Source organism: Pseudomonas sp. NPDC090203 (assembly GCF_044746765.1).
GTDB classification, from domain to species: Bacteria; Pseudomonadota; Gammaproteobacteria; order Pseudomonadales; family Pseudomonadaceae; genus Aquipseudomonas; species Aquipseudomonas putida_AD.
Genome location: NZ_JBIVCV010000004.1, coordinates 44,918 through 66,343, shown reverse-complemented (window position 1 = coordinate 66,343; position 21,426 = coordinate 44,918). Strand labels below are relative to the sequence as shown.

At 62.2% G+C, this 21,426-nt stretch carries 19 protein-coding genes; 4 read left to right on the top strand and 15 right to left on the bottom strand.

What is annotated here, in order from left to right:
• Positions 1-2 precede the first annotated feature (2 nt).
• The 3 genes from ACIPO9_RS08160 to ACIPO9_RS08150 all read right to left on the bottom strand — a co-directional run bounded on the left by ACIPO9_RS08160 (position 3) and on the right by ACIPO9_RS08150 (position 3,094).
• Positions 3-875: an ABC transporter permease gene (locus tag ACIPO9_RS08160; RefSeq protein WP_274131278.1), complete on the bottom strand. Its 873-nt coding sequence runs from the start codon at positions 873-875 to the stop codon at positions 3-5.
• Positions 862-1,935, bottom strand: a complete 1,074-nt coding sequence (locus ACIPO9_RS08155) for an ABC transporter ATP-binding protein (protein WP_400608452.1) — start codon at positions 1,933-1,935, stop codon at positions 862-864. The genes ACIPO9_RS08160 and ACIPO9_RS08155 overlap by 14 nt, the downstream gene beginning before the upstream one ends.
• 82 nt (positions 1,936-2,017) lie before the next feature.
• Positions 2,018-3,094, bottom strand: a complete 1,077-nt coding sequence (locus ACIPO9_RS08150; RefSeq protein WP_400779952.1) for an ABC transporter substrate-binding protein — start codon at positions 3,092-3,094, stop codon at positions 2,018-2,020.
• A gap of 223 nt (positions 3,095-3,317) precedes the next feature.
• On the opposite strand from ACIPO9_RS08150, the gene ACIPO9_RS08145 reads away from it, so the two are divergent.
• On the top strand, positions 3,318-4,223 hold the full coding sequence (locus ACIPO9_RS08145) for a LysR substrate-binding domain-containing protein (protein ID WP_274131283.1): 906 nt from the start codon (positions 3,318-3,320) through the stop codon (positions 4,221-4,223).
• 93 nt (positions 4,224-4,316) lie between these two features.
• Here ACIPO9_RS08145 and ACIPO9_RS08140 read toward each other — a convergent pair whose 3' ends face one another.
• On the bottom strand, positions 4,317-4,604 hold the full coding sequence (locus tag ACIPO9_RS08140; protein WP_400608456.1) for a DUF2790 domain-containing protein: 288 nt from the start codon (positions 4,602-4,604) through the stop codon (positions 4,317-4,319).
• 360 nt (positions 4,605-4,964) lie between these two features.
• Positions 4,965-5,690, bottom strand: a complete 726-nt coding sequence (locus ACIPO9_RS08135; protein WP_400779950.1) for a GntR family transcriptional regulator — start codon at positions 5,688-5,690, stop codon at positions 4,965-4,967.
• 163 nt (positions 5,691-5,853) lie between these two features.
• Here ACIPO9_RS08135 and ACIPO9_RS08130 point away from each other — a divergent pair, with 163 nt between their 5' ends.
• Positions 5,854-7,065 carry a pyridoxal-phosphate-dependent aminotransferase family protein gene (locus tag ACIPO9_RS08130; RefSeq protein ID WP_400779949.1) on the top strand — a complete coding sequence of 404 codons (1,212 nt, stop codon included), beginning with the start codon at positions 5,854-5,856 and terminating at the stop codon, positions 7,063-7,065.
• A gap of 111 nt (positions 7,066-7,176) precedes the next feature.
• Positions 7,177-8,472: an MFS transporter gene (locus ACIPO9_RS08125; protein ID WP_400779947.1), complete on the top strand. Its 1,296-nt coding sequence runs from the start codon at positions 7,177-7,179 to the stop codon at positions 8,470-8,472.
• A gap of 246 nt (positions 8,473-8,718) precedes the next feature.
• Here ACIPO9_RS08125 and ACIPO9_RS08120 read toward each other — a convergent pair whose 3' ends face one another.
• Entirely contained in the window at positions 8,719-10,398 is a 1,680-nt protein-coding gene (locus tag ACIPO9_RS08120; protein WP_400779945.1) for an NAD-dependent malic enzyme, read from the bottom strand.
• A 183-nt stretch (positions 10,399-10,581) separates the two neighbouring features.
• On the opposite strand from ACIPO9_RS08120, the gene ACIPO9_RS08115 reads away from it, so the two are divergent.
• Positions 10,582-10,974 carry a GFA family protein gene (locus ACIPO9_RS08115; protein ID WP_400779944.1) on the top strand — a complete coding sequence of 131 codons (393 nt, stop codon included), beginning with the start codon at positions 10,582-10,584 and terminating at the stop codon, positions 10,972-10,974.
• Positions 10,975-11,231: 257 nt separating this feature from the next.
• Here the strand turns inward: ACIPO9_RS08115 and ACIPO9_RS08110 are convergent, their stop codons facing one another.
• The 9 genes from ACIPO9_RS08110 to ACIPO9_RS08070 all read right to left on the bottom strand — a co-directional run bounded on the left by ACIPO9_RS08110 (position 11,232) and on the right by ACIPO9_RS08070 (position 20,933).
• Positions 11,232-12,245 (bottom strand): GlxA family transcriptional regulator, encoded by a 1,014-nt coding sequence (locus ACIPO9_RS08110; RefSeq protein ID WP_400779942.1) that lies wholly within the window; start codon positions 12,243-12,245, stop codon positions 11,232-11,234.
• A gap of 108 nt (positions 12,246-12,353) precedes the next feature.
• Positions 12,354-13,352 (bottom strand): 4-hydroxyproline epimerase, encoded by a 999-nt coding sequence (locus tag ACIPO9_RS08105; RefSeq protein WP_400779940.1) that lies wholly within the window; start codon positions 13,350-13,352, stop codon positions 12,354-12,356.
• 10 nt (positions 13,353-13,362) lie between these two features.
• Positions 13,363-14,214, bottom strand: coding sequence for a proline/glycine betaine ABC transporter permease (locus tag ACIPO9_RS08100; protein WP_274131296.1), 852 nt, complete (start codon positions 14,212-14,214; stop codon positions 13,363-13,365).
• Entirely contained in the window at positions 14,211-15,059 is an 849-nt protein-coding gene (locus ACIPO9_RS08095; RefSeq protein ID WP_400779938.1) for an ABC transporter permease, read from the bottom strand. Before ACIPO9_RS08095 ends, ACIPO9_RS08100 begins: the two co-directional genes overlap by 4 nt.
• Positions 15,056-16,174: a glycine betaine/L-proline ABC transporter ATP-binding protein gene (locus tag ACIPO9_RS08090; RefSeq protein WP_400779936.1), complete on the bottom strand. Its 1,119-nt coding sequence runs from the start codon at positions 16,172-16,174 to the stop codon at positions 15,056-15,058. Before ACIPO9_RS08090 ends, ACIPO9_RS08095 begins: the two co-directional genes overlap by 4 nt.
• Positions 16,175-16,253: 79 nt before the next feature.
• A complete protein-coding gene (locus tag ACIPO9_RS08085) occupies positions 16,254-17,102 on the bottom strand; it encodes a glycine betaine ABC transporter substrate-binding protein (RefSeq protein ID WP_274131299.1) in 849 nt (282 codons plus the stop codon).
• Positions 17,103-17,168: 66 nt separating this feature from the next.
• Positions 17,169-18,515 carry an NAD(P)/FAD-dependent oxidoreductase gene (locus ACIPO9_RS08080; RefSeq protein ID WP_400779934.1) on the bottom strand — a complete coding sequence of 449 codons (1,347 nt, stop codon included), beginning with the start codon at positions 18,513-18,515 and terminating at the stop codon, positions 17,169-17,171.
• Positions 18,512-20,029, bottom strand: coding sequence for an aldehyde dehydrogenase (locus ACIPO9_RS08075; RefSeq protein ID WP_400779932.1), 1,518 nt, complete (start codon positions 20,027-20,029; stop codon positions 18,512-18,514). Before ACIPO9_RS08075 ends, ACIPO9_RS08080 begins: the two co-directional genes overlap by 4 nt.
• Positions 20,022-20,933, bottom strand: coding sequence for a dihydrodipicolinate synthase family protein (locus tag ACIPO9_RS08070; RefSeq protein ID WP_400608479.1), 912 nt, complete (start codon positions 20,931-20,933; stop codon positions 20,022-20,024). The genes ACIPO9_RS08075 and ACIPO9_RS08070 overlap by 8 nt, the downstream gene beginning before the upstream one ends.
• Positions 20,934-21,426: the final 493 nt, after the last annotated feature.

Sequence of the window (21,426 nt, the reverse complement as noted above, 5' to 3'; positions counted from 1 at the left end):
GTCTACTCGAAGACTTGCTTGAAGCGGCGCTCGGCCAGCTTGCTGCAACCCAGGATGATGACAAGGTTGGCCACCAGCAGAAGCATCGCGATGGCTGCGCCCAGGGGCCAGTTGAGGGTGCCGAGGAACTCGTCATAGGCTGCGGTGGCCACCACTTTCAGGCGCCGTCCGCCGATGATCGCCGGGGTGGCGAAGGCCGAGGCTGCGAGGGCGAACACGATGATCGACCCGGAGAGCACCCCCGGCATGATCTGCGGCAGGATGATCCGGCGAAACACCGTCAGCCTGGAGGCGCCCAGCGACAACCCGGCCCACTCGACCTGCAGGTCCAGGCGCTGCAAGGTCGCCCACACCGCAATCACCATGAACGGCACCAGCACGTGGGTCAGGGCGATGATCACGCCAACCTGGGTGAACAGCATCTTCACCGGTTGCTCGGTGATGCCCAGTGCCTGCAAGGCGTCGTTGATCAGGCCGTTATTGCCCAGCAGAATCGCCCAGCCAAGGGTGCGTACCACCACCGAAATCAGCAGCGGACCCAGCACCACCAGCAGGAACAACGAGCGCCAGCGCGGCGCCATTCGCGCGATGATGATGGTCTCGGGAATGCCCAGCAGCACGCACAGCACGGTGACCGCCAGCGCCATGCCGCCGGTGCGCAGGAAGATGTCGTGGAAGTAGCTGTCCTTGAACACCTCCAGGTAATTGCCCAGGCTGTAGGCCGGGATCACCCCTTCGGTGTCACTGAACAGGTTCAGTGACAGCACGGCGGTGAGCATCAGGGGCGCCAGCAGCAGCGCGATGAACACCAGCAGCGCCGGGCCGCTGAGAATCCAGGGCGCGGCGCCGACGTGTTCGGCGTCATACCTGGCCATGGGCGACCTCCCGATCCAGCAGCCGCAGGTCGTCATCGGACCAGTCCAGCCCGACCTCGCTGCCCTCCTCCGGTGGCGGCGTGCCGAGGTTGGGCTGGGTCATGTGCACCAGGCCCAGATGACTTTCCACGGCGATCAGCCACAGATTGCCGAGGAACACCCGCAGGCGGATGCGCCCGCTGACACGGCCACTGCCCGAGGCCGTCAGGCGGATCTTTTCCGGGCGGATGTAGACGTTGACGTCATTGCCCAGCGAGCGGTCCTCGTGGGGTACGTGCAGCAGGGTGTCGTGGACCTGCACATGGCAGCAGCGGGCATTGCGCAGTTGCACGGCGCCGGCAAAGGCGTTGGTCTTGCCCAGGAACGCCGAGGCGAACGGCGAATGGGGCCGTTCGTAGGCCTCGAACGGCGTGTCGATCTGCACGATGCGCCCCTTGTGCATCACGGCGATGCGGTCGCTCATGGTCATGGCCTCGACCTGATCGTGGGTCACCAGGATCGTGGTGATGCCCAGCTCGCGCTGGATCGAGCGCAGTTCGATGTGCATCTCTTCGCGCAGCTTGGCGTCCAGGTTGGACATGGGCTCATCGAGCAGCAACAGGTTGGGCCGGATCGCCAGTGCCCGGGCAATCGCCACCCGCTGACGCTGCCCGCCCGAGAGCGCCTTGGGGTAACGCTCCCCCAGCCCGCCCAGGCGCACCAGATCCAGTGCTTCATCGATGCGTTTCTTGCGTTCGGCCTTGGGCACGCCGCGCATTTCCAGGCCAAAACTGATGTTCTGCGCCACGGTCATGTGCGGAAACAGCGCATAGCTCTGAAAGACGATGCCCAGCCCGCGCTGCTCGGGACGTACGTGGGTGATGTCGCGCCCGTCGAGCACGATCCGCCCTTCGGTGGGCTGCACGAAACCGGCGATCGATTGCAGGGTGGTGGTCTTGCCGCAGCCGGAAGGCCCGAGCAGCGCGATGAACTCGCCGTGCCGGACTTCCAGGTTCAAACCGTCAATGGCCTTGAAACTGCCGTAGCTCTTGACGATGCCTTCGAGTGTGAGAAATGCCATTGGCGTGCCACGCAGGCCAGGCCTGCGTCTCCAGGATGGTTTTCGGAAGGATCGGGGATGCCGCTGTCTGCGTGACCTGAGATCAGCGCTCGACAGTACGATTCCAGCGGGTGGTCCACTCGCCACGCTGCTGGTTGATCGCGTCCCAGTCGACCTTGATCAGCGCATTGACCTTCTCGGGGCCGTAAGGCATGCGCGAGGCCACATCGGGCGGCAGCTTCACGGTCTGGTTGACCGGCGCGAAGCCGTTGGCCCGGGCCTGGATTTCCTGGACTTCAGGCGAAAGCACATACTGGATGAACGCCTGGGACAGCTCGGGCAGGGCATTGGGCGTGACGCCGCACGCCGCGATCTGCAAGGCGATGCCGCCTTCCTTGGGGTAGATGAATTTCAGCGGAAAGCCGGTGCCTTGCAGTGCCACGGCGCGGCCGCTGCCGTACACCGCCATGACCACATCGCCGTTCTGCATCATGCCGTCCATTTCCCCGGGCGCGGCCACCCAGGCCAGCACGTTGGGGCCGATTTCATCCTTGAGCGCCTTGAAGCCGGGGTCGATGTTCTTCTCGTCGCCGCCGCGCAGGCGGGCCATCTCGACCAGGGTGTGCAGGCCGTAGGTGTTGGTCACCGGGGGCATGCCCAGCAGCTGTTTGTAGCGCGGGTCGGTGAGGTTCTCCCAGGAGTCCGGGGCTGCCCAGCCGCGCTTCTTGAACGCCTCCTCGTTGTAGCCGATGCCAGTGGCGACCACGCCAATGCCGGTCGCCTCGGGGCTCAACCGCGCCAGGGGATAGAGGTCCTTGTACACCGGCGCATCGCTGAGCTTCTCGCACAGGCCAAGCTGCAGCGCCTGGTACATCGGGCCGTCATCCATCATCGCCACGTTGATCTGCTGGCGGCCTTTCTGGGCCTGTAACTTGGCCAGGGTTTCGGTCGAGTTGCCCGCCACGTACACCACTTTGACGTTGTGCTGCTTCTCGAAGGCGGGAATGACCTGGGTCTTGTACATCTGCTCGGTGGAACCACCGACACCGGCGACGTACAAGGTGGGTTCGGCCAGCGCCTGCTGGCTCGCAAGGCCCGCGAAGGTCACGGCAAGGGCGAGCGCGGCGCGCTGGAACGGACGAAACGGCGGTGTTGCTGGGGACGAGTTAAGGCTATTCACAGACTATCTCCGAAGTGCATGGGGCAGATCGAACAATGCGTCAGTTGCTTCAACCGAGGCTGAAGCCATGCATGCACGGTGCATGCATATCCGGGGGAATCCATCGCCCGGTGGCGCATCTTCATGTGCGCTATGGGGTGCAATTCGAGTATTGCGACAGGCGTCCCATATGGTCAAATACGGATATCCGGGTTAGTTATTCATATTTGATATGGAAGGCCAGATGAACCTCAGGCAGATCGAAGCGTTTCGAAGCGTCATGCGGTTGGGCTCGATGACCGCCGCAGCCGAGGCGTTGTACACCTCGCAGCCCAACGTCAGCCGCCTGATCGCACAACTGGAACTGAGCACCGGGCTTAGCCTGTTCAAACGCGCCGGGGTGCGGCTGATTCCGACCCAGGAAGGCCAGGCGTTCTTTCAGGAAGTGGAGCGTGCGTACGTCGGCATGGATTCGCTGAGGCTTTCGGCGAAGAACATTCGCAACCTGGGCACCGGCCGCCTGCGGGTCGCGGCAGTGCCTTCCACCGGCCTGAGCATGATTCCCCGGGCGCTGAAGGCCTTTACCGACTCACGCCCGGAACTGACGGTTTCACTGCACGTGAACTCCTCGCAGACTGTGGAGCAATGGGTCAAATCGCAATTCTGCGACATTGGCCTGGTGGTTCACCCAGGTGACGTCAGCAGTGATCAGAGCGAGTTGCTGGCGATGGTGCCTGCGGTCTGCGTACTCCCCGCCTCCCATCCTCTGGCCGGGCGCGAGCACATCACCTTCACTGATCTCGAAGGCGAAACCTTCGTTTCCCTGTGTCACGGCGACGGCACCCGCGCACTGGTGGACGGCCTGTTCGAACAGGCCGGCGTGGAACGGGTCATGGCCGTGGAGGCGCAATACAGTGCGATCAACTGCGAGATGGTGGCACTGGGCATGGGCATCACCCTGGCCCACCCACTGGTGGCCCGCGATTACCAGCATCGGGACATCGTGATACGGCCATTCAAGCCGGACATCCTGTTCCCCACCTACGTCATCTGGCCGGCCGCCCATGCACGGACCCGGCTGGCTGAAGAGTTTGTCGAGACGCTCAAGGACTTTTACGAAAATGTATTAGGTGTTTCTCGAGAACGTTAATAATCAACTGGGTAAAAGCCATACAAACAAAAACGCTGCGATCAACGCAGCGTTTTCATTTAACCGTTCGGACATCAATCAAACCGGACTTCATTATCCGTTCTGACGGCCATAACCCATGGTGGTGTATTCAAGGGTGTGAGTGGCGCCCTGGCTGTCAACGTAGACCATGCTCGACTTGACCAGACCATCGACTTTCTCTGGATCCTGCGCGGTGGTTACGCTGGAGACCTTGGCTACGTCCAGGCCTTTGTGGCGGTTGTACTGCTCGACCTGGGTCAGCGGGCGTGCGCTGTTCGAGGCGGCGGCGTTGTCAGCCAGTTCGTTGGCCGATGCGAAAACACTGAAAAACGAGAGGGCTGCGAAGGCGACATATTTCATTTTGGATCTCCAGTATCTGAGTAGTCTGCAAGTTGAGCAAAGCGTCTATTCGTTTGCTTCTGGCAGCGATTGTTGCGCGTTATCGTCGCGGCGATAAATATTTGCGGTCGATATGAAACATTGCCCATATCGATATAAGCGCGATTATTTCATTCCTGGAAATACAGTATTACTTTAACTAGCGATACAAAAGTTAAACTAACGTTATAGAAATTTCATATCACCCGTAGCAGCACGGCTTGCCGGCGGGAGCGGTGTATCAGTCAATTATAGGTGTCTGACACACCGCTCCCGCCGGCAAGCCGTGCTGCTACGGGGCGGAGTGCGCATGTGACAGGCCGGCTGCAGGCCCCGCCGCTTTCACCGCCGGATCGAATCGGGATGCTCGCCCTCGGCTCGCACCATCAACATGATTGCGTCGCGCTTTTCCAACAGATGGTGCCGCAGGATGTCGCTCAACCGCTTGCCGTCGCGAGCCTGCAAGGCGGTGATCATCTCTTCATGATCGTGCAACGCCCGCTCCCACTTCGGCGCCTGCTGGTTGGACAGGTATCGCAGCGCCTGAATGCGTCGGTTCAGCGACAGGTAGACCTGACGCAACGCGGTATTGCGCGCAGCCAGGTTGATCATGTCGTGGATGGCGCGGTTGCGCTGGTAGTAGCCGGGCAAGTCGTTCTGGTTCTTGCTCACCACCATGGCGTAATGCAGCGCCTTGATGTCTTCCAGTTCCTGGGGGGTGATGCGCTCGCAGGCCAGCTCCCCGGCGAATGCTTCGATACCGCTCATCAGTTCGAAGGTCTCGCGAATTTCCATCTCCGACATGCGCGAAACGCTCGCGCCACGGTTGGGGTTGATGTCGATCAGGCCTTCTACTGCCAGCACTTTCAGCGCTTCACGCAACGGCGTGCGGGAAATCCCAAGGGTTTCGCACAGCTCGCGCTCATTGAGCTTGGTCCCGGGCGGCAGCACGCCTTCGGTGATGAAGCTGCGCAGGTGCTCGACCACAATGTCATGAAGGCGCTGACGCTCGACCTTGAGCGACAGGCGCGGGTCGGGGGTGGCGCCCGACGGCTCGAAATTTTGCATGCAAGATTCCTCTACTGCATCACGAAAAGCTGGCTTCAGGGCGTTTCTTATACTTAAAGCGGGCCATTTGCAGCTGATATTAGCTCAAAGTCGTCCATTGACGTAGCTCAGCGAGGTGCTAGCGTATTTTGAATTCAAAATACAAAAACAAGAGGAGACACCCATGCTGAAACTCGACTTCCACCCTGCCGGCCGCCACTTCCTGCAAATTCCAGGGCCCAGCCCGGTGCCGGATCGCATCCTGCGCGCCATGAGCTACCCTACCATCGATCACCGCGGCCCCGAGTTCGGCGAGCTGGGCCTGAAGGTTCTCGATGGCATCAAGAAGATCTTCAAGACCCAACACCCGGTTGTCATCTACCCCGCCTCCGGCACCGGCGCCTGGGAAGCGGCGCTGTGCAACACCATGAGCGCGGGCGATGAAGTGCTGATGTTCGAAACCGGCCACTTCGCCACGCTGTGGCAGAAAATGGCGCTGAGCCTTGGCCTCAAGCCGCAGTTCATTGGCAAGCCGGGCATCGAAGGCTGGCGCGGCGGGGTCGATGCGGGGATGGTCGAAGCGCACCTGCGCGCCGACAGCGGCCACCGCATCAAGGCAGTGTGCGTGGTGCACAACGAAACCAGCACCGGCGTGACCTCCGACATCGCCTCGGTGCGCCGGGCCATCGATGCCGCCGGGCACCCGGCGCTGCTGTTGGTGGACACCATCTCGGGCCTCGCCTCGGCGGACTATCGCCATGACGAATGGGGCGTCGATGTCACGGTTTCAGGCTCGCAGAAAGGCCTGATGCTGCCGCCGGGCATCAGCTTCAACGCCCTCTCTCCCAAGGCCCTTCAAGCCAGCAAGAGCGCCGATCTGCCCCGCAGTTTCTGGGCCTGGGAAGAAATCGTCGAGATGAACAAGACCGGTTACTGGCCTTACACCCCCAACACCAACCTGTTGTATGGCCTGTCCGAGGCGCTGGACATGATCCTGGGCGAAGGCCTGGACAACGTGTTCGCCCGCCATAACCGCCTGGCCCACGCCTGCCGCTCGGCGGTCAATGCGTGGGGGCTTGAGATCCAGTGCGCAGACCCTGCCGTGTACAGCCCGGTGCTGACCGGCGTGATGACGCCCGAAGGCATCGATGCCGACCAGGTGCGCAAGCTGATCTACGAGCGCTTCGACATGTCCCTGGGCACCGGCCTTGGCAAGCTCAAGGGGCGCATGTTCCGCATCGGTCACCTGGGCGACTGCAACGATCTGACATTGATGGCTACGCTCACCGGTTGCGAGATGGGCCTGCAGATGGCCGGGGTGAAACTGCAATCGAGCGGCGTGCTGGCCGCCATGGACTACCTGGGAGGCCAATCGGTGCCGTTGCGCCGCGACTGATCGCCCTGACGGGCGCTTGCGAGCTTTTCCGCAGCGCCCCCGCAGCACTTTCTCACTATCCCGAATCAACGCGCCGCCATGGCGCGAACAACAAGAAACTGGAGATAGAACATGAAGTCTTTACGTCTGCGCCCCACCACGGTGGTGCTCATCATGCTGTGCGCCATGTACTTCATCACCTACCTGGACCGCGTCAACGTCAGTACCGCCGCGGTCGGATTCGGTAAGGAATTCAACCTGACCAAGACCGAAATCGGCCTGGTCTTCTCTGCTTTTGCCTATCCCTACCTGGTCTTCCAGATCATCGGCGGCTGGGTCAGCGACCGCTTCGGCGCCAAGCGCACGCTGGTGGTATGCGGGATCATCTGGGCCGGCGCGACGGTGCTGACCGGCCTGGTCGGCGGTTTTGTCTCGCTGATCATCGCCCGTCTGCTGCTGGGCCTGGGTGAAGGCGCAACCTTCCCGGCGGCAACCGCGGCGATGTCGCGCTGGGTGCCCAAGGATCAACGCGGTTTCGCCCAGGGCATCACCCACGCCTTTGCTCGCCTGGGGAACGCGCTGGCGCCGGCAGCGATGGTCGCGGTGATGGCAGCCTACGGCTGGCGAGAGTCTTTCTACGTGTGCGCGGGGATCAGTTTTGTCTGGGTGATGCTGTGGATGCTGGTGTTCACCGAACAGCCCAAGGACCACCCGCGCATCTCTCGCCAGGAACTGGACGTGCTGCCGCCGCCCAAGCCCAAGAGCAATATCGCGCTGCCGTGGGGCCGGCTGTTCAAGCGCATGGCACCGGTGACCATCGTGTACTTCTGCTATGGCTGGACCCTCTGGCTGTTGTTGAGCTGGGTGCCGATGTATTTCATGAACATGGGGCTGGACCTGAAGAACACGGCGATCTTCTCCTCGCTGGTGTTTTTTGGCGGGGTGGTGGGCGACACCCTGGGCGGGATCGTCAGCGACCGCATCTACAAGCGCACCGGCGATCTGAACCGCGCCCGCAGCCGCATGGTCGCGATCTGCCTGACCTGCACCCTGGCGGCGCTGGTGCCGCTGATGTTTACCCATGACATGTATGTGTCGCTGGGCTGCCTGGCGGTGGCGTTCTTCTTTTCTGAAATGACGATTGGTCCGATGTGGGCGATCCCGATGGACATCGCCCCTGATCATTGCGGCACGGCCAGCGGCATGATGAACACCGGTTCAGCCATGGCGGCGATCATCAGCCCTGTGGCGGCGGGTTTGCTGATCGACAAGTTCGCGAACTGGCAGTTGCCGTTCATGGTGAGCATTGGCTTGCTGGCGATCGGCGTGGTGCTGTCGTTCTGGATGAAACCGCAGAAGCGCTTCGAGTACGGCCAGCCTGCGGCTGCGGCGGTTGAGGCGACAGGGTCTGCGGTGGTCAGCAAGTAGCGGCACAATTTGCCCGCGTCGGCGTCCTCAAGATCGCTCCCGCGGGCAAGCCCGGCTGCTACGGGACAGGGGGGCTCGCTGGATTTGGTTTCACATCAAACCCGTAGCAGCACGGCTTGCCGGCGGGGGCGTCTTCATGATCGCCATCGCCGGCAAGCCGGACTGCTACGGGGCCAGGGTGATCGCAAATTCCGGGGTGCAGCCCAAAACCTGTGGGAGCCAGGCGCCGATCACAGGCTCACGTGGTCATTGACCTTCCTTGACCCCATATTCGCGATACACCGGCTTCCAGAAATTCGCCTCGACTGCCTCGCGCAACGCCTCGTCGGACATCTCCTGGGCCACCCCGCCTGCCTGGGCGGCCTTGCCTACGGCAAACGCGATCTTCTTGCTCACCGCCTGCACATCACGCAACGGCGGCAGCATCTGCCCTGCCGCTGCACTCTCGGCCAGCGCCTGGGCCGAAGCCATCAACATGCCTTCGGTCACCCGTGTCGCCTTGCTCGCGATGGCGCCCAGGCCGATGCCGGGGAAGATGTAGGAGTTGTTGCACTGGGCAATCGGGAATTTCTTGTCAAACAGCTCGACCGGCAGGAACGGGCTGCCCGTCGCCACCAGCGCCTTGCCCTCGGTCCATTGCAGGATGTCCTTGGGGTGCGCCTCGATCTGCGAGGTCGGGTTGGACAGCGGCATGATGATGGGCTGCGCACAGTGCGCGTACATGGTCTCCACGATCTCCTGGGTGAACAGCCCCGACTTGCCCGACACCCCGATCAGCACCGTTGGCTTGAGGTTACTGACCACCTCCTGCAACACCGGCCAGTCCCCGCTGAACTGCCAATGCGCCAGCGACTCGGTCGGGTGCGACAGACGTTCCTGGAAGTCATAGAGCCCGGTCTGCTTGTCCGTCAGCAGCCCCTTGCTGTTGAGCAGATACACTTGCCGACGCGCCTGCGCCTCGCTCACGCCCTCCAGCTGCATGGCCGAGATGATCTGCTCGGCAATGCCGCACCCGGCAGAACCTGCGCCGACGAAGGCGATGGTCTGCTCCGACAGGCGCTGCCCTTTCATCTTGCACGCGGCCAGCAGGGTGCCCACAGTGACCGCCGCCGTGCCCTGGATGTCGTCGTTGAAGCAGCACAACTGATCACGGTAACGCGCCAGCAACGGCATGGCGTTGCTCAGGGCGAAGTCTTCGAATTGCAGGATCACCCCCGGCCAGCGCCGCTTGACCCCATCGACGAACGCCTGGAGGAAACTCTCGTATTCCGCGCCGCGCACTCGCTCCTGGCGACGACCGAAATACACAGGGTCCGCCAGCAACGCCGGATTGTTGGTGCCCACATCCAGCACCACCGGCAGCGTATAGGCCGGGCTGATGCCGCCACAGGCGGTGTAGAGCGACAGCTTGCCGATGGGAATGCCCATGCCGCCAACGCCCTGATCGCCCAGGCCCAGGATGCGCTCGCAGTCACTGACCACGATGACCTTGACGTTGTTCTTGGTGACGTTGCCGAGGATTTCGTCGATACGCGCCTGGTCGCCGATGCCGATGAACAGGCCGCGATGGCTGCGGTAGATCCGGGCGAATTCCTGGCAGGCCTTGCCGACGGTGGGGGTGTAGATGATTGGCAGCATCTCGTCGACATGATCGTCGACGACGCGATAGAACAGGGTTTCGTTGAAGTCCTGCACCGAGCGCAGGAACACATGCTTCTCAAGGTCGGTGCCACAGGCCTTGAACTGCTGGTAGGTGCGCTCGGCCTGTTGTTCGATGGTTTCAACCTGATCGGGCAGCAAGCCGGTCAGGTGCAGGATTTCACGTTCACGGAGGCTGAAGGCCGTGCCCTTGTTGAGCAGCGGCGTGCCCAGCAGAGTCGGGCCCTTGAATCGGGGGTACAGGGGACGATCGGACGAAGCAGACATCATTACCTCCAGTGCATGTTTTTGTATTTTGAATTCAATATACACCGATGAATCGCAATGCCAAGCTCGGGGCATAAAGCTTCTGGAGATGGGAGTTTAGACACGGACGGCCGTTCGTGGCTGAGCGTTTGCTCGATGGCTGGGCCGGACTAGACTGGCAGTTTCGAGAAACAGGAGACAGCCATGGAAACCGTGAAGGGCGGATGCCTGTGTGGCGATGTGCGGATCACGGCCGTCGGCCGCCCCTGGCGTGTGGGGTTGTGTCACTGCCTGGACTGTAGAAAGCACACCGGCTCGCTGTTCGAGATTTCGGCGATATTCCCGCAAGACGCAGTGACCATCGAAGGCCAGACACGGGACTACGCCGGCCGCTACTTTTGCCCGCGCTGCGGCTCGCCGGTGTTCGGCCGCAACGGCGATGAAGTGGAATTGAACCTGGGAGCGCTGGACGCTCCCGATCAATTCATCCCCACTTACGAACTCTGGACCGAACGACGCGAAGCCTGGCTGCCGCCCTTTGCCCTGGCCAGACACTATCGTCACAACCGGGAAGGCAAGGGCCGCACAGAACCGTGAGACATCAGCGGATAGTGGGCACCACACAACCCCGTAGCAGTCCGGCTTGCCGGCGTCGGCGATCCCACATTCCGGGTGTAACGAAAACCTGTGGGAGCGGGCTTGCCCGCGAATGCGTCAGGCCTGACGTCACGAGGGTGCTTGACCCACCGCCTTCGTCCGAATGCGGCCCAGACCAAGCCCGCTCCCACAGATCCAGACCAGACGAGGGTCACAGGTTCGCCGGCAAGCCGGACTGCTACGGGGATGTGAAGCACCTACTTGACCAGGCGCTTTTCCTTGGACGGCCGGTAGCCGAAATAGGAGCTGTAGCATTTGCTGAAATGGCTGGGCGAGACGAATCCGCAGGCCACCAGCACCTCGACCTGTGACAGTTCGGTGTGCTGCAGCAGGCGCCGGGCCTCGGTGATGCGCAACTCCAGGTAATAGCGTTGCGGCGTGGTGCCCAGTTGCTCTTTGAACAGGCGCTCGATCTGCCGTCGCGAGCGCCCGGCGTAGACCGCCAACTGGTCCATCTCCAGCGGCTCTTCGAGGTTGGCGTCCATCAGCTTGACCACTTCCTTGAGCGGCGCGCTGACCGAGATATGCCGGCTCGGCTTGATCCGCCGATAGCGCGATTCCTCGAACGACAGGATGTCTTCGATGCCCTCGACCAGCGCCTTGTCGTGCAGCTCCTTGATCCATTCCAGCGCCATGTGGAAAGCACCGGCGGGGCTGGACGCCGTGAGCCGGTCGCGGTCCACCACGAAGGCCTCGCTGGTGACGTGGGTGACCTTGGAGATTTCCGCCAGCGCCGGGCGATGCTCGGGGTGAATCGCGCAGCGGTAGCCTTCGAGCAACCCCGCCTCCCCCAGAAACCAGGCGCCGTTCCACAGGCCTGCCAGGGTGATGCCCAGTTCCGCTGCGGTCACCAGCAGGTTGCTCAACTCGGCATTGGCTTTGAGTTCAGTGCGATAGCCGCCGCAGATCACCAGAAGGTCCAGGTCCTTGAGCGCGGGGGCATCAAGGCGCGCGTCCGGGCGAATGACCAGCCCCAGGTCGCTGACGACTTCGCCTTCCTGCAAGCCGAAGGTCTTCGAGGAAAACAGCCTGGGCCGCAGCAGGTTGGCCGTGACAATGGTGTCCAGCGCCTGGGTGAAGGCTGGCAATGAAAAGTGTTCCAGCAACAGAAACCCTGCCCGGGTGTGGGAGCAAGGCTCTTTGCGGCTGTCGTCCAGGTAGCGGAGGTTCTTGCCTTTCATGCCCCCGCTGAACTCTCGTCTTTCGCTCAACGTCTGCCCCGCCCCGTGTTGCCAAACTGCTGTCTGATGCTCTTCACTTATTATTCTCGTACAACCTGCACTGAAAGATCGCCTGCCCGGATTCGCGACCTTTCCTGCCTACGCCAGCTGAAAGCCATGGGCAAGCGGGTCCCGGTCATCGACGAACAGGGTGTTGTGGCCTGTTACATGGGCCCAGCCGGTGATGCCGGGCTTCATGCCGTCAAAAATACCGACTTTGGCCGCAGACTCAACTTTTCCTTCGTAGACCGTGCCAATCAGGCTCTCGTGGCGGTAAGTATCACCCACCTTCAGGCGCCCCTTGCTGAACAACTGGGCCATGCGCGCCGAGGTTCCGGTGCCGCCGGGCGAGCGGTCGATGGCCTTGTCGCCGTAGAACACCGCGCAGCGGCCATCGGCCTGTTCGCTGCGGGGTTTGTCGCACCAGATGACATGGTGCACTCCGCTGATGGCCGGGTTCTCCGGGTGCACGGGGTGGCTGACATCGGCCAGCGCTGCGCGCAACTTCACGCTCATTGCGACGATGTCGGCGCTGGTCTGCCCCTCGAACCCCGGCCAGTTCGCTTGCGGCTCGACCACGGCGTAAAAGTTGCCGCCATAGGCGATGTCCACCGTCAGCGCGCCCACACCGGGCACCTGGACGAGCACATCGGCGCTGTGCAGATAGCTGGCCACATTGAGCAGCTTGACCGACTCGACCTTGTCGCCATTCATGCGGTACTCGACATCGACCCTGCCCGCCGGTGCTTCGATGGCCAGGCGGCCTGGCACCCTGGGTGTTATCAGGCCTTCCTGGATCACCACCGTGGACAGGCCAATGGTGCCCGCGCCGCACATCGGCAGGCATCCGCTGACCTCGATGAACAGCGCGCCGAAGTCGCAATCCTCGCGCACCGACGGGTAGATGATGACGCCGGACATGATGTCGTGGCCCCGAGGCTCGAACATCAGCGCCTTGCGCACCCAGTCATGGTCGCGCACGAAGATATCGCGTCGCTCGGCCATGGACACCGAAGGCAACAGCGGCCCGCCACCTGCAACCACCCGCACCGGGTTGCCGCAGGCATGGGAATCGATACAGAAAAAACTGCGTCTCATAATGTCGTCCTTACACCATCTTGTTTGGAGCGTGACGCTGCAATGCGCCCCGTGACAGCCGGTCCAGCAACAGGGCGATGGCGACAATCGCCAGCCCCGCGCGCAGGCCCAGGCCCATTTCCATACGTGACAGCCCCCGGGTGACTTCAGCCCCAAGGCCGCCCGCCCCCACAAGTCCCGCCAGTACCACCATGGCCAGCGACATCAGGATGCATTGGTTCAGGCCCACCAGCAGCGTCGGTGCGGCGGTCGGCAGTTCGATCTTGAACAGAATGTCCCGGGGCGAGGCACCGGACGCCTGCCCCAGTTCCAGCAAATCCTTGGGCAACTGTTTGAAGGCCAGGGTGGTCAGGCGCAGCATCGGCGGGATGCCGTAGACGATGGTGGCGATGATCGCCGGGACCCGGCCCAGGCTGAACAGGATCACAGCCGGAATCAGGTACACCCACGGCGGCACGGTCTGCATGATGTTGAGGATCGGCGCGAACGCCTCGTCGACGCGCTTGATTCGCGCCGCCAGCACACCCAGCGGAAAGGCGATCATCACCGAAATCAGCACCGCCACCGACACCAGCGCGATGGTCTGCATGGACGCGGTCCACAGCCCCGAGAACAGGCAGAACGCCAACATCAGGGCCGCAAACACCGCCACCCGCTTGGTCGCGAAGAAGAAGGCGGCGACGAAGACGATGGCGATCAGCACATAGGGATGGGGCGCCAGCAGTGCGCGCTCCACCACGCCCAACACAGCTTCGACCACCTGGCTGATGAGCACGAACAGCCCGTGAAGGTTGGCGTTGAGCCAGTCCACGGCGGGGGCGAGGATTTCGCCCGGGGAAAAACGGAAATCCGCGACACTCATTGGCTTTCTCCCATACGCGACCGGGCGGCACTCTGGGCCAGGCGGTCGAGGATCATGGTCAGGATGACGATGGCGATGGCGGCGTTGATCGACTTGGCGATATCCAGCGTGCGCACGGCGCCGTAGATCGATTCACCCAGCCCGCCGGAGCCGACGATGCCGGCAATCACCACCATGCCAAAGGCCATCATCAGGCTCTGGTTGACCCCGGCCATGATGCTGGGCATGGCGAACGGCAGGCGGATCTTGAAGAACATCTGCAAGGGCGTCACACCGCTGGCTTCGCCCAGCTCGATGAAGTGCCGGGGCGTCATGCGAATGCCCAGCGACGTCAGGCGCAGCGCCGGGGGCAGCGCGACGATGAAGGTCGCCAGCAATGCGGTGGCCGGACCGTAGCCGAGCAACGCGATGGCGGGCAGCAGGTAGATGTAGGGCGGCATGGTCTGCACCAGGTCCAGGCACGGGTCGACGATCCGGTCGAACGCCGGCGCCAGCCCCGCCACCACGCCCAGGGGAATCGCGACCACCAGCGCCAACAGCGTTGCGGTGAGCACCAGCGCCAGGGTGCTGACCGTCTCGGGCCACAGGCCGATCAGCGCGCAGAACACCAGCGCAAGGCCTGCGATGATCGCGAACCGGGCGCCGATGGCGCGCCAGCCGATCAGCGCGATGATGAGCGCCAGTATGTAGTACGGCGGCAGCGCGAGGCACCACAAGACACCCTTGTAGACCCCGGAAAGCACCGCGTTGGCGGCATCGAACAGCACCTCGCCGTGATCCGAAAGCCACGACAGCCCCGAGTCGATGGCCTCATCGAACTGGCTGGAAAAGTCGGGAGTGTTCATGCCGAAGTCTCCAGTACGGTGGGCGCACCAGCCGCCGCGAATTCGTTGGGAATGCCCTGCACGCCGCGCAGCAGGTCACGCGGGGTGATGATTCCGACCACATTGCCGTTGTCGATCACCGCCAGGGCATCGCGCTCGGACTTCATGGTCAGGCCGATCAGCTCGTTGATGTCGGCGCCGGGTGTGGTCTTGATCAGCCGCGAGATGTCGCAGGTCGGGTTGGCGGCCCTGAACGGCTCGACCGGGATCATCACCGAATGCGCCTTGACCAGGTGCAGCCGGGAGATGCCCGCCACGAACTCGGCGACGTAATCGTCCGCCGGATTGAGCACGATGTCCTCGGCGGTGCCGACCTGGATGATCGCGCCGTCCTTCATGATCGCAATGCGATCACCGATGCGAATCGCTTCATCCAGGTCGTGGGTGATGAAGACAGCTGACTTGCCAAGCTCTTTGGTCAGCTGACGGAATTCGTCTTGCAGTTGCCGGCGGATCAGCGGGTCGAGCGCGCTGAACGGCTCGTCCATCAGGATCACTTCCGGGTCTGCGGTAATCGCACGGGCCAGGCCGACACGCTGTTGCATGCCGCCGGACAGTTCACTCGGGTAGCGCTGGGTCCACTCGCTCAAGCCCACCTTGGCCAGTGCGCGCTCGGCCACCTGGTAGCGCTCGGCCTTGCCCACGCCCTGCACTTCCAGGCCGAACGCGGTGTTTTCCAGCACCGTGCGGTTGGGCAGCAAGGCCACGCTCTGGAACACCATGCCGATGTGCCGGGCGCGGACTTCACGCAACTGCGCAGGGTTGAGCGAGGACAAATCCTTGCCCTTGACCATGACCTTGCCGGAACTGGGCGTGATGAGCTTGTTGAGCAGGCGGATCAGCGTGGATTTGCCACTGCCGGAAAGCCCCATGATGCAAAAGATCTCTCCACGGCGAACCTGGAGACTGACGTCCGAGACCCCGACCACGCAGCTGTAGTCCTGCAGAATCTGGCTCTTGGTCAAGCCCTGCTGGACGACAGCGTTCATCGCGGCAGGTGCGCTTTTTCCGAAGATTTTCCAGACGTTCTGGCAATCCACCAGCACTTCGTTTGTGTCTATTTTAGCCGTAGTCATGTTCGTAACCCGTCGAGCCCGTTGTGGCGGGCCTTTCTCATTGATCAAAAGGCGGCAGTGGCAAAGAAACAGCGCGTGCTCAGTTCTTGATGTTTTCCCAACGTTTGAGCAGGTCGGCGTGGCTGTCGGTCCAGTCCTTGACGGCCTGATCCATGGTCTTGCCGTCCTTGACCTGGGTGTTGATCGCGGTGATGTCCGGCAGCGGCACGTAGACGCTCGCCATCAGCTCACGGGCGTGGGGGAAATCAGAGGAAAAGCCCTTGTGACCGATCCAGTAGTAACCCTGAGGTGGCGGAAAAATGCCTTTGGGGTCCTTGAGGAATTTCACGTCGTATTTCTGCACCATCCACGACGGTTCCCAGATGGTCACCGCGATCGGCTCCTTGCGATCGACCGCTGACTTGAGCGCTGCGGTCATGGCCGCGGTACTGCCTTCGACCAGTTGCAGTTTCAGGTCATAGCCCTTGACCGCGTTGGTGGCGTCTTTCATCAGGCCCGAACCTGGCTCGATGCCGATGATCTTGCCGCCGAACTTGTCGGCGTTGGCGTTGAGCTGATCGACCGAATCGATGTCCACGTATTTAGGCACCGCGATGCCCTGATACAGGCCGTGGGAAACCGGAGACAGCTTCTCCAGTTTGTTCTTGTTCTTGTTCCAGTAGTCGGAGGCGGCGTAGTCGGTCTGCGAAGCCAGGACCTGCACGTCACCCTTGCTCAACGCGGCGTAGGCAATGCCCCACTCGGAAAACTCCACCACCTTGACGGTGTAGCCGGAGTCTTCGAGGACCTTTTTGGTGATGCCGGTGATGGGCGTCAGGTCTTCCCAGTTCATGGTGCCGACGGTGATGGTCTTCTCTTCGGCGTGAACCGGCATCGTCATCATGCCCGCGACAGCCACCGCGCAAACGGCTTTCCAGATTTTCTTCATGGCATTCCCCGATCTACGTTGATGAAACTTGAGTGTTGGTTGTTCTGTTCAAACGCGGTGCAGCCTTTACCCTTCCCGCCCTGCGCGCAGTTCCTGCCAGCGGATGACCGAGTTGACCCCAAGCCGTGTCAGCAGGCTGGGCGGCAATTTGCTCGGGCCCGAGCCCTGGCTGAAACGCTGCAGGAACACCGAATCGGTACCGGTTGCCAGCTCGGCGGCCATGACCCCGGCCAGGGTGCTCTTGACCGTGCCCAGGCCGTTTTCACAGCAGGCGGCGTAGAGGTTTTCTTCCACTTCGCCGAAGGCTGGCGCACTGTTGCGGCTCAGGCACAGGCGCCCCGCCCAACTGAATTCCATGGGCGTGCCCTGCAATTCCGGGAAGCGTGCATGCAGCGACTGCAGCTGTTCGGCCGCCACGCCAGCCACCCGCCTGGGCGTGACCGTGATGCTCGGGTCGTAGGTGAACCGGGTGCGGATGACGATGCGCGCCTGACCGTTGGCGGTGATCTTGCGCACCGTGGCGCCCATCGGATCGGCCGGCAGCAAGGCCCAGCGGTCGTGGCCGGTCACGGGGCGCTTGAACTGGTCGTGGCTGAAACCTGCGGTCATCGAGGCGTAGGTAAACACGTGCAACAGCCGCCCCTGAAAGTGGCCGAAGTCCTCGATGTGGCCGTTGACCGCGAGAATCACCTTGGGCGCCGACACCTGGCCCTTGTGCGACCTGGCGACCCAGCCGCTGCCCGCTTTCGCAAGTTCGACGATGGGCGAGCGCTCGTAGAGGCTGATCCTGCCGTCCAGCCCCGCCGCCAGGTCACGGATGTACTGCGCCGGCTGGATCATCACCGCGCCGGGCGTGTACAGCCCGCCGTGGTAATAGTCGGAGCCAGTGATTTCACGCATCTGCGCGGCATCGAACAGCTCGTGTCTTTCGCCAATACCGGCCAGTGACCGGGCGTACTTGAGGTTGAGCTTCAGCCCGCGCTCGGTGGCGGCGGCGTTGATCTTCCCGGACGGATCGAAGGTCTGCGCCGACATCCCGTATTCGGCGGCCGCCTGGGCCGCGAAATCGATGGCGAAACGGTTCTGCTCGATCTCCAGCGCCGTGGCCGACTCCCCGCCCACCGAATACTCGCCGCTGGACAGGCTGTGGGGCACATCGATCATGAACCCTGAGTTGCGCCCCGCAGGCCCCTTGGCGATTTCATGGGCGTCGACCACCACGATGCGGTCCTGTGGACGCAGTTGGGACAGCCTGCGGGCGGCCGACAGACCGGCAAAACCCGCGCCGATGATCAGCCAGTCCGCCGACACGCTCCCATCAAGCATGCGCACCGGGACAGAACGCGTGGAGATCGCCTCCCAGCCTGATACGCCGGTGTCTACCGGAAGGCGCTTGATGGAATGGCCGCTCATTTTACGGTCTCGTCTACAGAGCGATCGGAGACATCGATCCAGATGGTCTTGATCTCGGTGTACTGGTCGTGGGCGAACACCGACTTGTCACGGCCGCCGAAGCCCGACTCCTTGTAGCCGCCAAACGGGGTGGAAGCGTCGCCTTCGCCGAAGCAGTTGACGGTGACGATCCCGGCCCGGATTTCCCGGGACAGCTTGATCGCACGGCGCAGGTTGCCGGTGTACACCGACGCGGCCAGCCCGTAGGCGGTATCGTTGGCCAGGGCGATGGCTTCGTTGATGGAGTTGAAGGTGGTGACCGACAGCACCGGGCCGAAGATTTCTTCCTGGAACAGGCGGCTGTCGCGGTCCACGCCGTCGATGACGGTGGGCTGGATGAACACGCCATCCTGGGTGTCGCCGCCATACACGGCTTCAAGATTGCCGGCGCTGGCGTAGTCCAGGTACGACTTCACTTTCTGGAAATGATCGCTGCTGACCAGCGCGCCGACGCGGTTTTGCGGGTCCAGCGGATCGCCCATCTTCCATTCGCGGATGTAGGCGCCCATGCGTTTGAGCAATTCGTCCTTTACCGACGCATGCACCAGCAGACGCGAAGTGGCAGAGCAGTTTTCGCCCATGTTCCAGAACGCGCCGTTGACCACTTGCTCGGCGACCAGGTCCAGGTCCTCGGCGTCGTCCATCACCACGGCCGGGTTCTTGCCGCCGCACTCGAGCACCACGCGCTTGAGGTTCGAATCGGCCGAGTAATGCAGGAAGCGACGGCCAGTGGCGGTGGAGCCAGTGAAGCTCACCATGTCCACGTCCTTGTGCAGGCCGATGGGCTCACCCACGTCCTTGCCGGTGCCGGTGACGATGTTCAGCACCCCTGCCGGTACACCGGCTTCAAAGGCCAGTTCCGCAACCCGCAGCGTGGTCAGGGTGGTTTGCTCGGCAGGCTTGACGATGACCGAGCAGCCAGCGGCCAGGGCCGGGCCGATCTTCCAGGCCAGCATCAGCAGCGGGAAGTTCCACGGCAGCACGCATCCCACAACACCGATGGGCTCGCGCACCACCATGGTCAGCGCGCCGTTACCCACCGGGGCGGTGTGGTCGTACAGCTTGTCGATGACCTCGGCGTGCCAGCGCAGGGTGTGAATGGTGTCCGGCACGTCGACCAGTTGGCATTCACTGACCGGTTTGCCGCTGTCCAGGCTTTCCAGCACGGCCAGCTCGTGGCGATTGCGCTCCAGCAGTTTGGCGAACTTGAGCAACACCGCCTTGCGCTCACCCGGTGGCAGCAGGCGCCAGCGACCGTCGTCGAACGCCGCCTTGGCCTTGCTGACGGCATAGTCCACGTCCTCGCTGTTGCAGGCCGCGATGTCTGTCAGGTGCTCGCCCGTGGCCGGGTTGCTGGTAGCGAAGGTATTGCCGGACATTGCTGGCTTGAATGCGCCGTTGATAAACGCATTGGTCGGATACGAGATGGAAGCGGCGATGGCGGCGTATTCGGCCTTGGTCAGAAGATCACGCATGGCTGGCTCCGGAAGTGATGTGGGCGACGGTGCGTTTCACGTTGGTGATGACGGTCTGCAGGCTGAGTTTGTCGTCGCTGTTGAGCGGGCGAAGTGGCGAGCGCACATCACCGACTTTCAAACCATTGAGTTCGCAACCGAACTTGATGCATTGCACGAACTTGCCACCGTCCAGGGCGTTCATCAGCGGCATCATGGCCGACATGATCTGGCGGCCCTTATCGAAGTTCTTTTCCAGCACACAGGCTTCATATAAGGCCACGTGCTCTTTAGGCAGGAAATTCGAACCGGCACAGACCCAACTTCTGGCCCCCCAGGCAAAGAACTCGAGTGCCTGATCATCCCAACCGCAAGACAACGCAATGTGTGGAAACTCACGGGCCAGTAGATGCACGCGGCCCATATCGCCGGAACTTTCCTTGATGGCTTTGACGTTCTTGGACTTGCCGACACGCGCCAGGTATTCCTCGTTCATCTGTACGCACATCCGGCCTGGATAGTTGTACAACATGATCGGCAAGTTGGCGGCGCGGTCGATGGTCAATGCATGAATGGCGTTTTCCTGGTCGGTGGGCAGCGCGTATGGTGGGGTCGTGACCAGAATGGCGTCGGCCTTGAGCGCCTTGGCGTCTTCGGCGAACAGCACGGCGTCTTCGGTGCGGATCGCGCCGGTGCCGATAATCAATTGAACCTGCGTGCCAATGATGTCCTTGGCCCGAGCGGCAAGTTGCAGGCGCTCTTGCGCGGTCTGGGCGTAATACTCGCCGGTGGAGCCGCCAATAATGATGCCGTGCACTTTGGCCTCGATCAGAGACTCCAGCACTTGCGAAAATACATCCCAGTCAATTTCACCCTCAGGTGTATGGGGCGTTACTGCCGGTGTATATATGCCTTCGAATTTCAAGACGCTTCTCCGATTATCAATGGCTGTAACTTTCTGTCAGCATCACGCGCACGGCCGGGCCCTGGCGCAGCAATAAAGTGGCTCTAGCTGCACGGAAAACATGTCCGTCAAATAACAAATCGGGCAATACGCAGGTGCGACGGCGCACCGGACGCAACCTCAAGTTGCATCAATCGTTCACTCGGTCAGCGGTGCGTATTACATCGTTCTTCCAGACGAATCCTGGTATCAGGCACGTGCTGGAAAAACCCGGATCTTCAGAATAAACAGCATCGGCGCGACGCCTGAATGAAGCTCAGGGACGAATCGATACAGGGCAGAGGTGTAGCAGCAGTTTTTTGCATAGTCAGACCGTATCTATCCCAATTGGCAGTGACGACGGTTTCTTGTTTTAAAGTCATCCGGGGAGGCCCCGCCGACTTTTTTACCGCTTCTCAAGCCCCGGTATGTGCCGGGGTTCATGTGCGGCTTGTGTGAAGATTACGTGTCGTTG

Coding starts and splice junctions, on each gene's coding strand:
- ACIPO9_RS08160 (WP_274131278.1), bottom strand. CDS start 875: ATGGCCAGGTATGACGCCGAACACGTCGGCGCCGCGCCCTGGATTCTC.
- ACIPO9_RS08155 (WP_400608452.1), bottom strand. CDS start 1,935: ATGGCATTTCTCACACTCGAAGGCATCGTCAAGAGCTACGGCAGTTTC.
- ACIPO9_RS08145 (WP_274131283.1), top strand. CDS start 3,318: ATGAACCTCAGGCAGATCGAAGCGTTTCGAAGCGTCATGCGGTTGGGC.
- ACIPO9_RS08140 (WP_400608456.1), bottom strand. CDS start 4,604: ATGAAATATGTCGCCTTCGCAGCCCTCTCGTTTTTCAGTGTTTTCGCA.
- ACIPO9_RS08135 (WP_400779950.1), bottom strand. CDS start 5,690: ATGCAAAATTTCGAGCCGTCGGGCGCCACCCCCGACCCGCGCCTGTCG.
- ACIPO9_RS08130 (WP_400779949.1), top strand. CDS start 5,854: ATGCTGAAACTCGACTTCCACCCTGCCGGCCGCCACTTCCTGCAAATT.
- ACIPO9_RS08125 (WP_400779947.1), top strand. CDS start 7,177: ATGAAGTCTTTACGTCTGCGCCCCACCACGGTGGTGCTCATCATGCTG.
- ACIPO9_RS08120 (WP_400779945.1), bottom strand. CDS start 10,398: ATGTCTGCTTCGTCCGATCGTCCCCTGTACCCCCGATTCAAGGGCCCG.
- ACIPO9_RS08115 (WP_400779944.1), top strand. CDS start 10,582: ATGGAAACCGTGAAGGGCGGATGCCTGTGTGGCGATGTGCGGATCACG.
- ACIPO9_RS08105 (WP_400779940.1), bottom strand. CDS start 13,352: ATGAGACGCAGTTTTTTCTGTATCGATTCCCATGCCTGCGGCAACCCG.
- ACIPO9_RS08100 (WP_274131296.1), bottom strand. CDS start 14,214: ATGAGTGTCGCGGATTTCCGTTTTTCCCCGGGCGAAATCCTCGCCCCC.
- ACIPO9_RS08095 (WP_400779938.1), bottom strand. CDS start 15,059: ATGAACACTCCCGACTTTTCCAGCCAGTTCGATGAGGCCATCGACTCG.
- ACIPO9_RS08090 (WP_400779936.1), bottom strand. CDS start 16,174: ATGACTACGGCTAAAATAGACACAAACGAAGTGCTGGTGGATTGCCAG.
- ACIPO9_RS08085 (WP_274131299.1), bottom strand. CDS start 17,102: ATGAAGAAAATCTGGAAAGCCGTTTGCGCGGTGGCTGTCGCGGGCATG.
- ACIPO9_RS08080 (WP_400779934.1), bottom strand. CDS start 18,515: ATGAGCGGCCATTCCATCAAGCGCCTTCCGGTAGACACCGGCGTATCA.
- ACIPO9_RS08075 (WP_400779932.1), bottom strand. CDS start 20,029: ATGCGTGATCTTCTGACCAAGGCCGAATACGCCGCCATCGCCGCTTCC.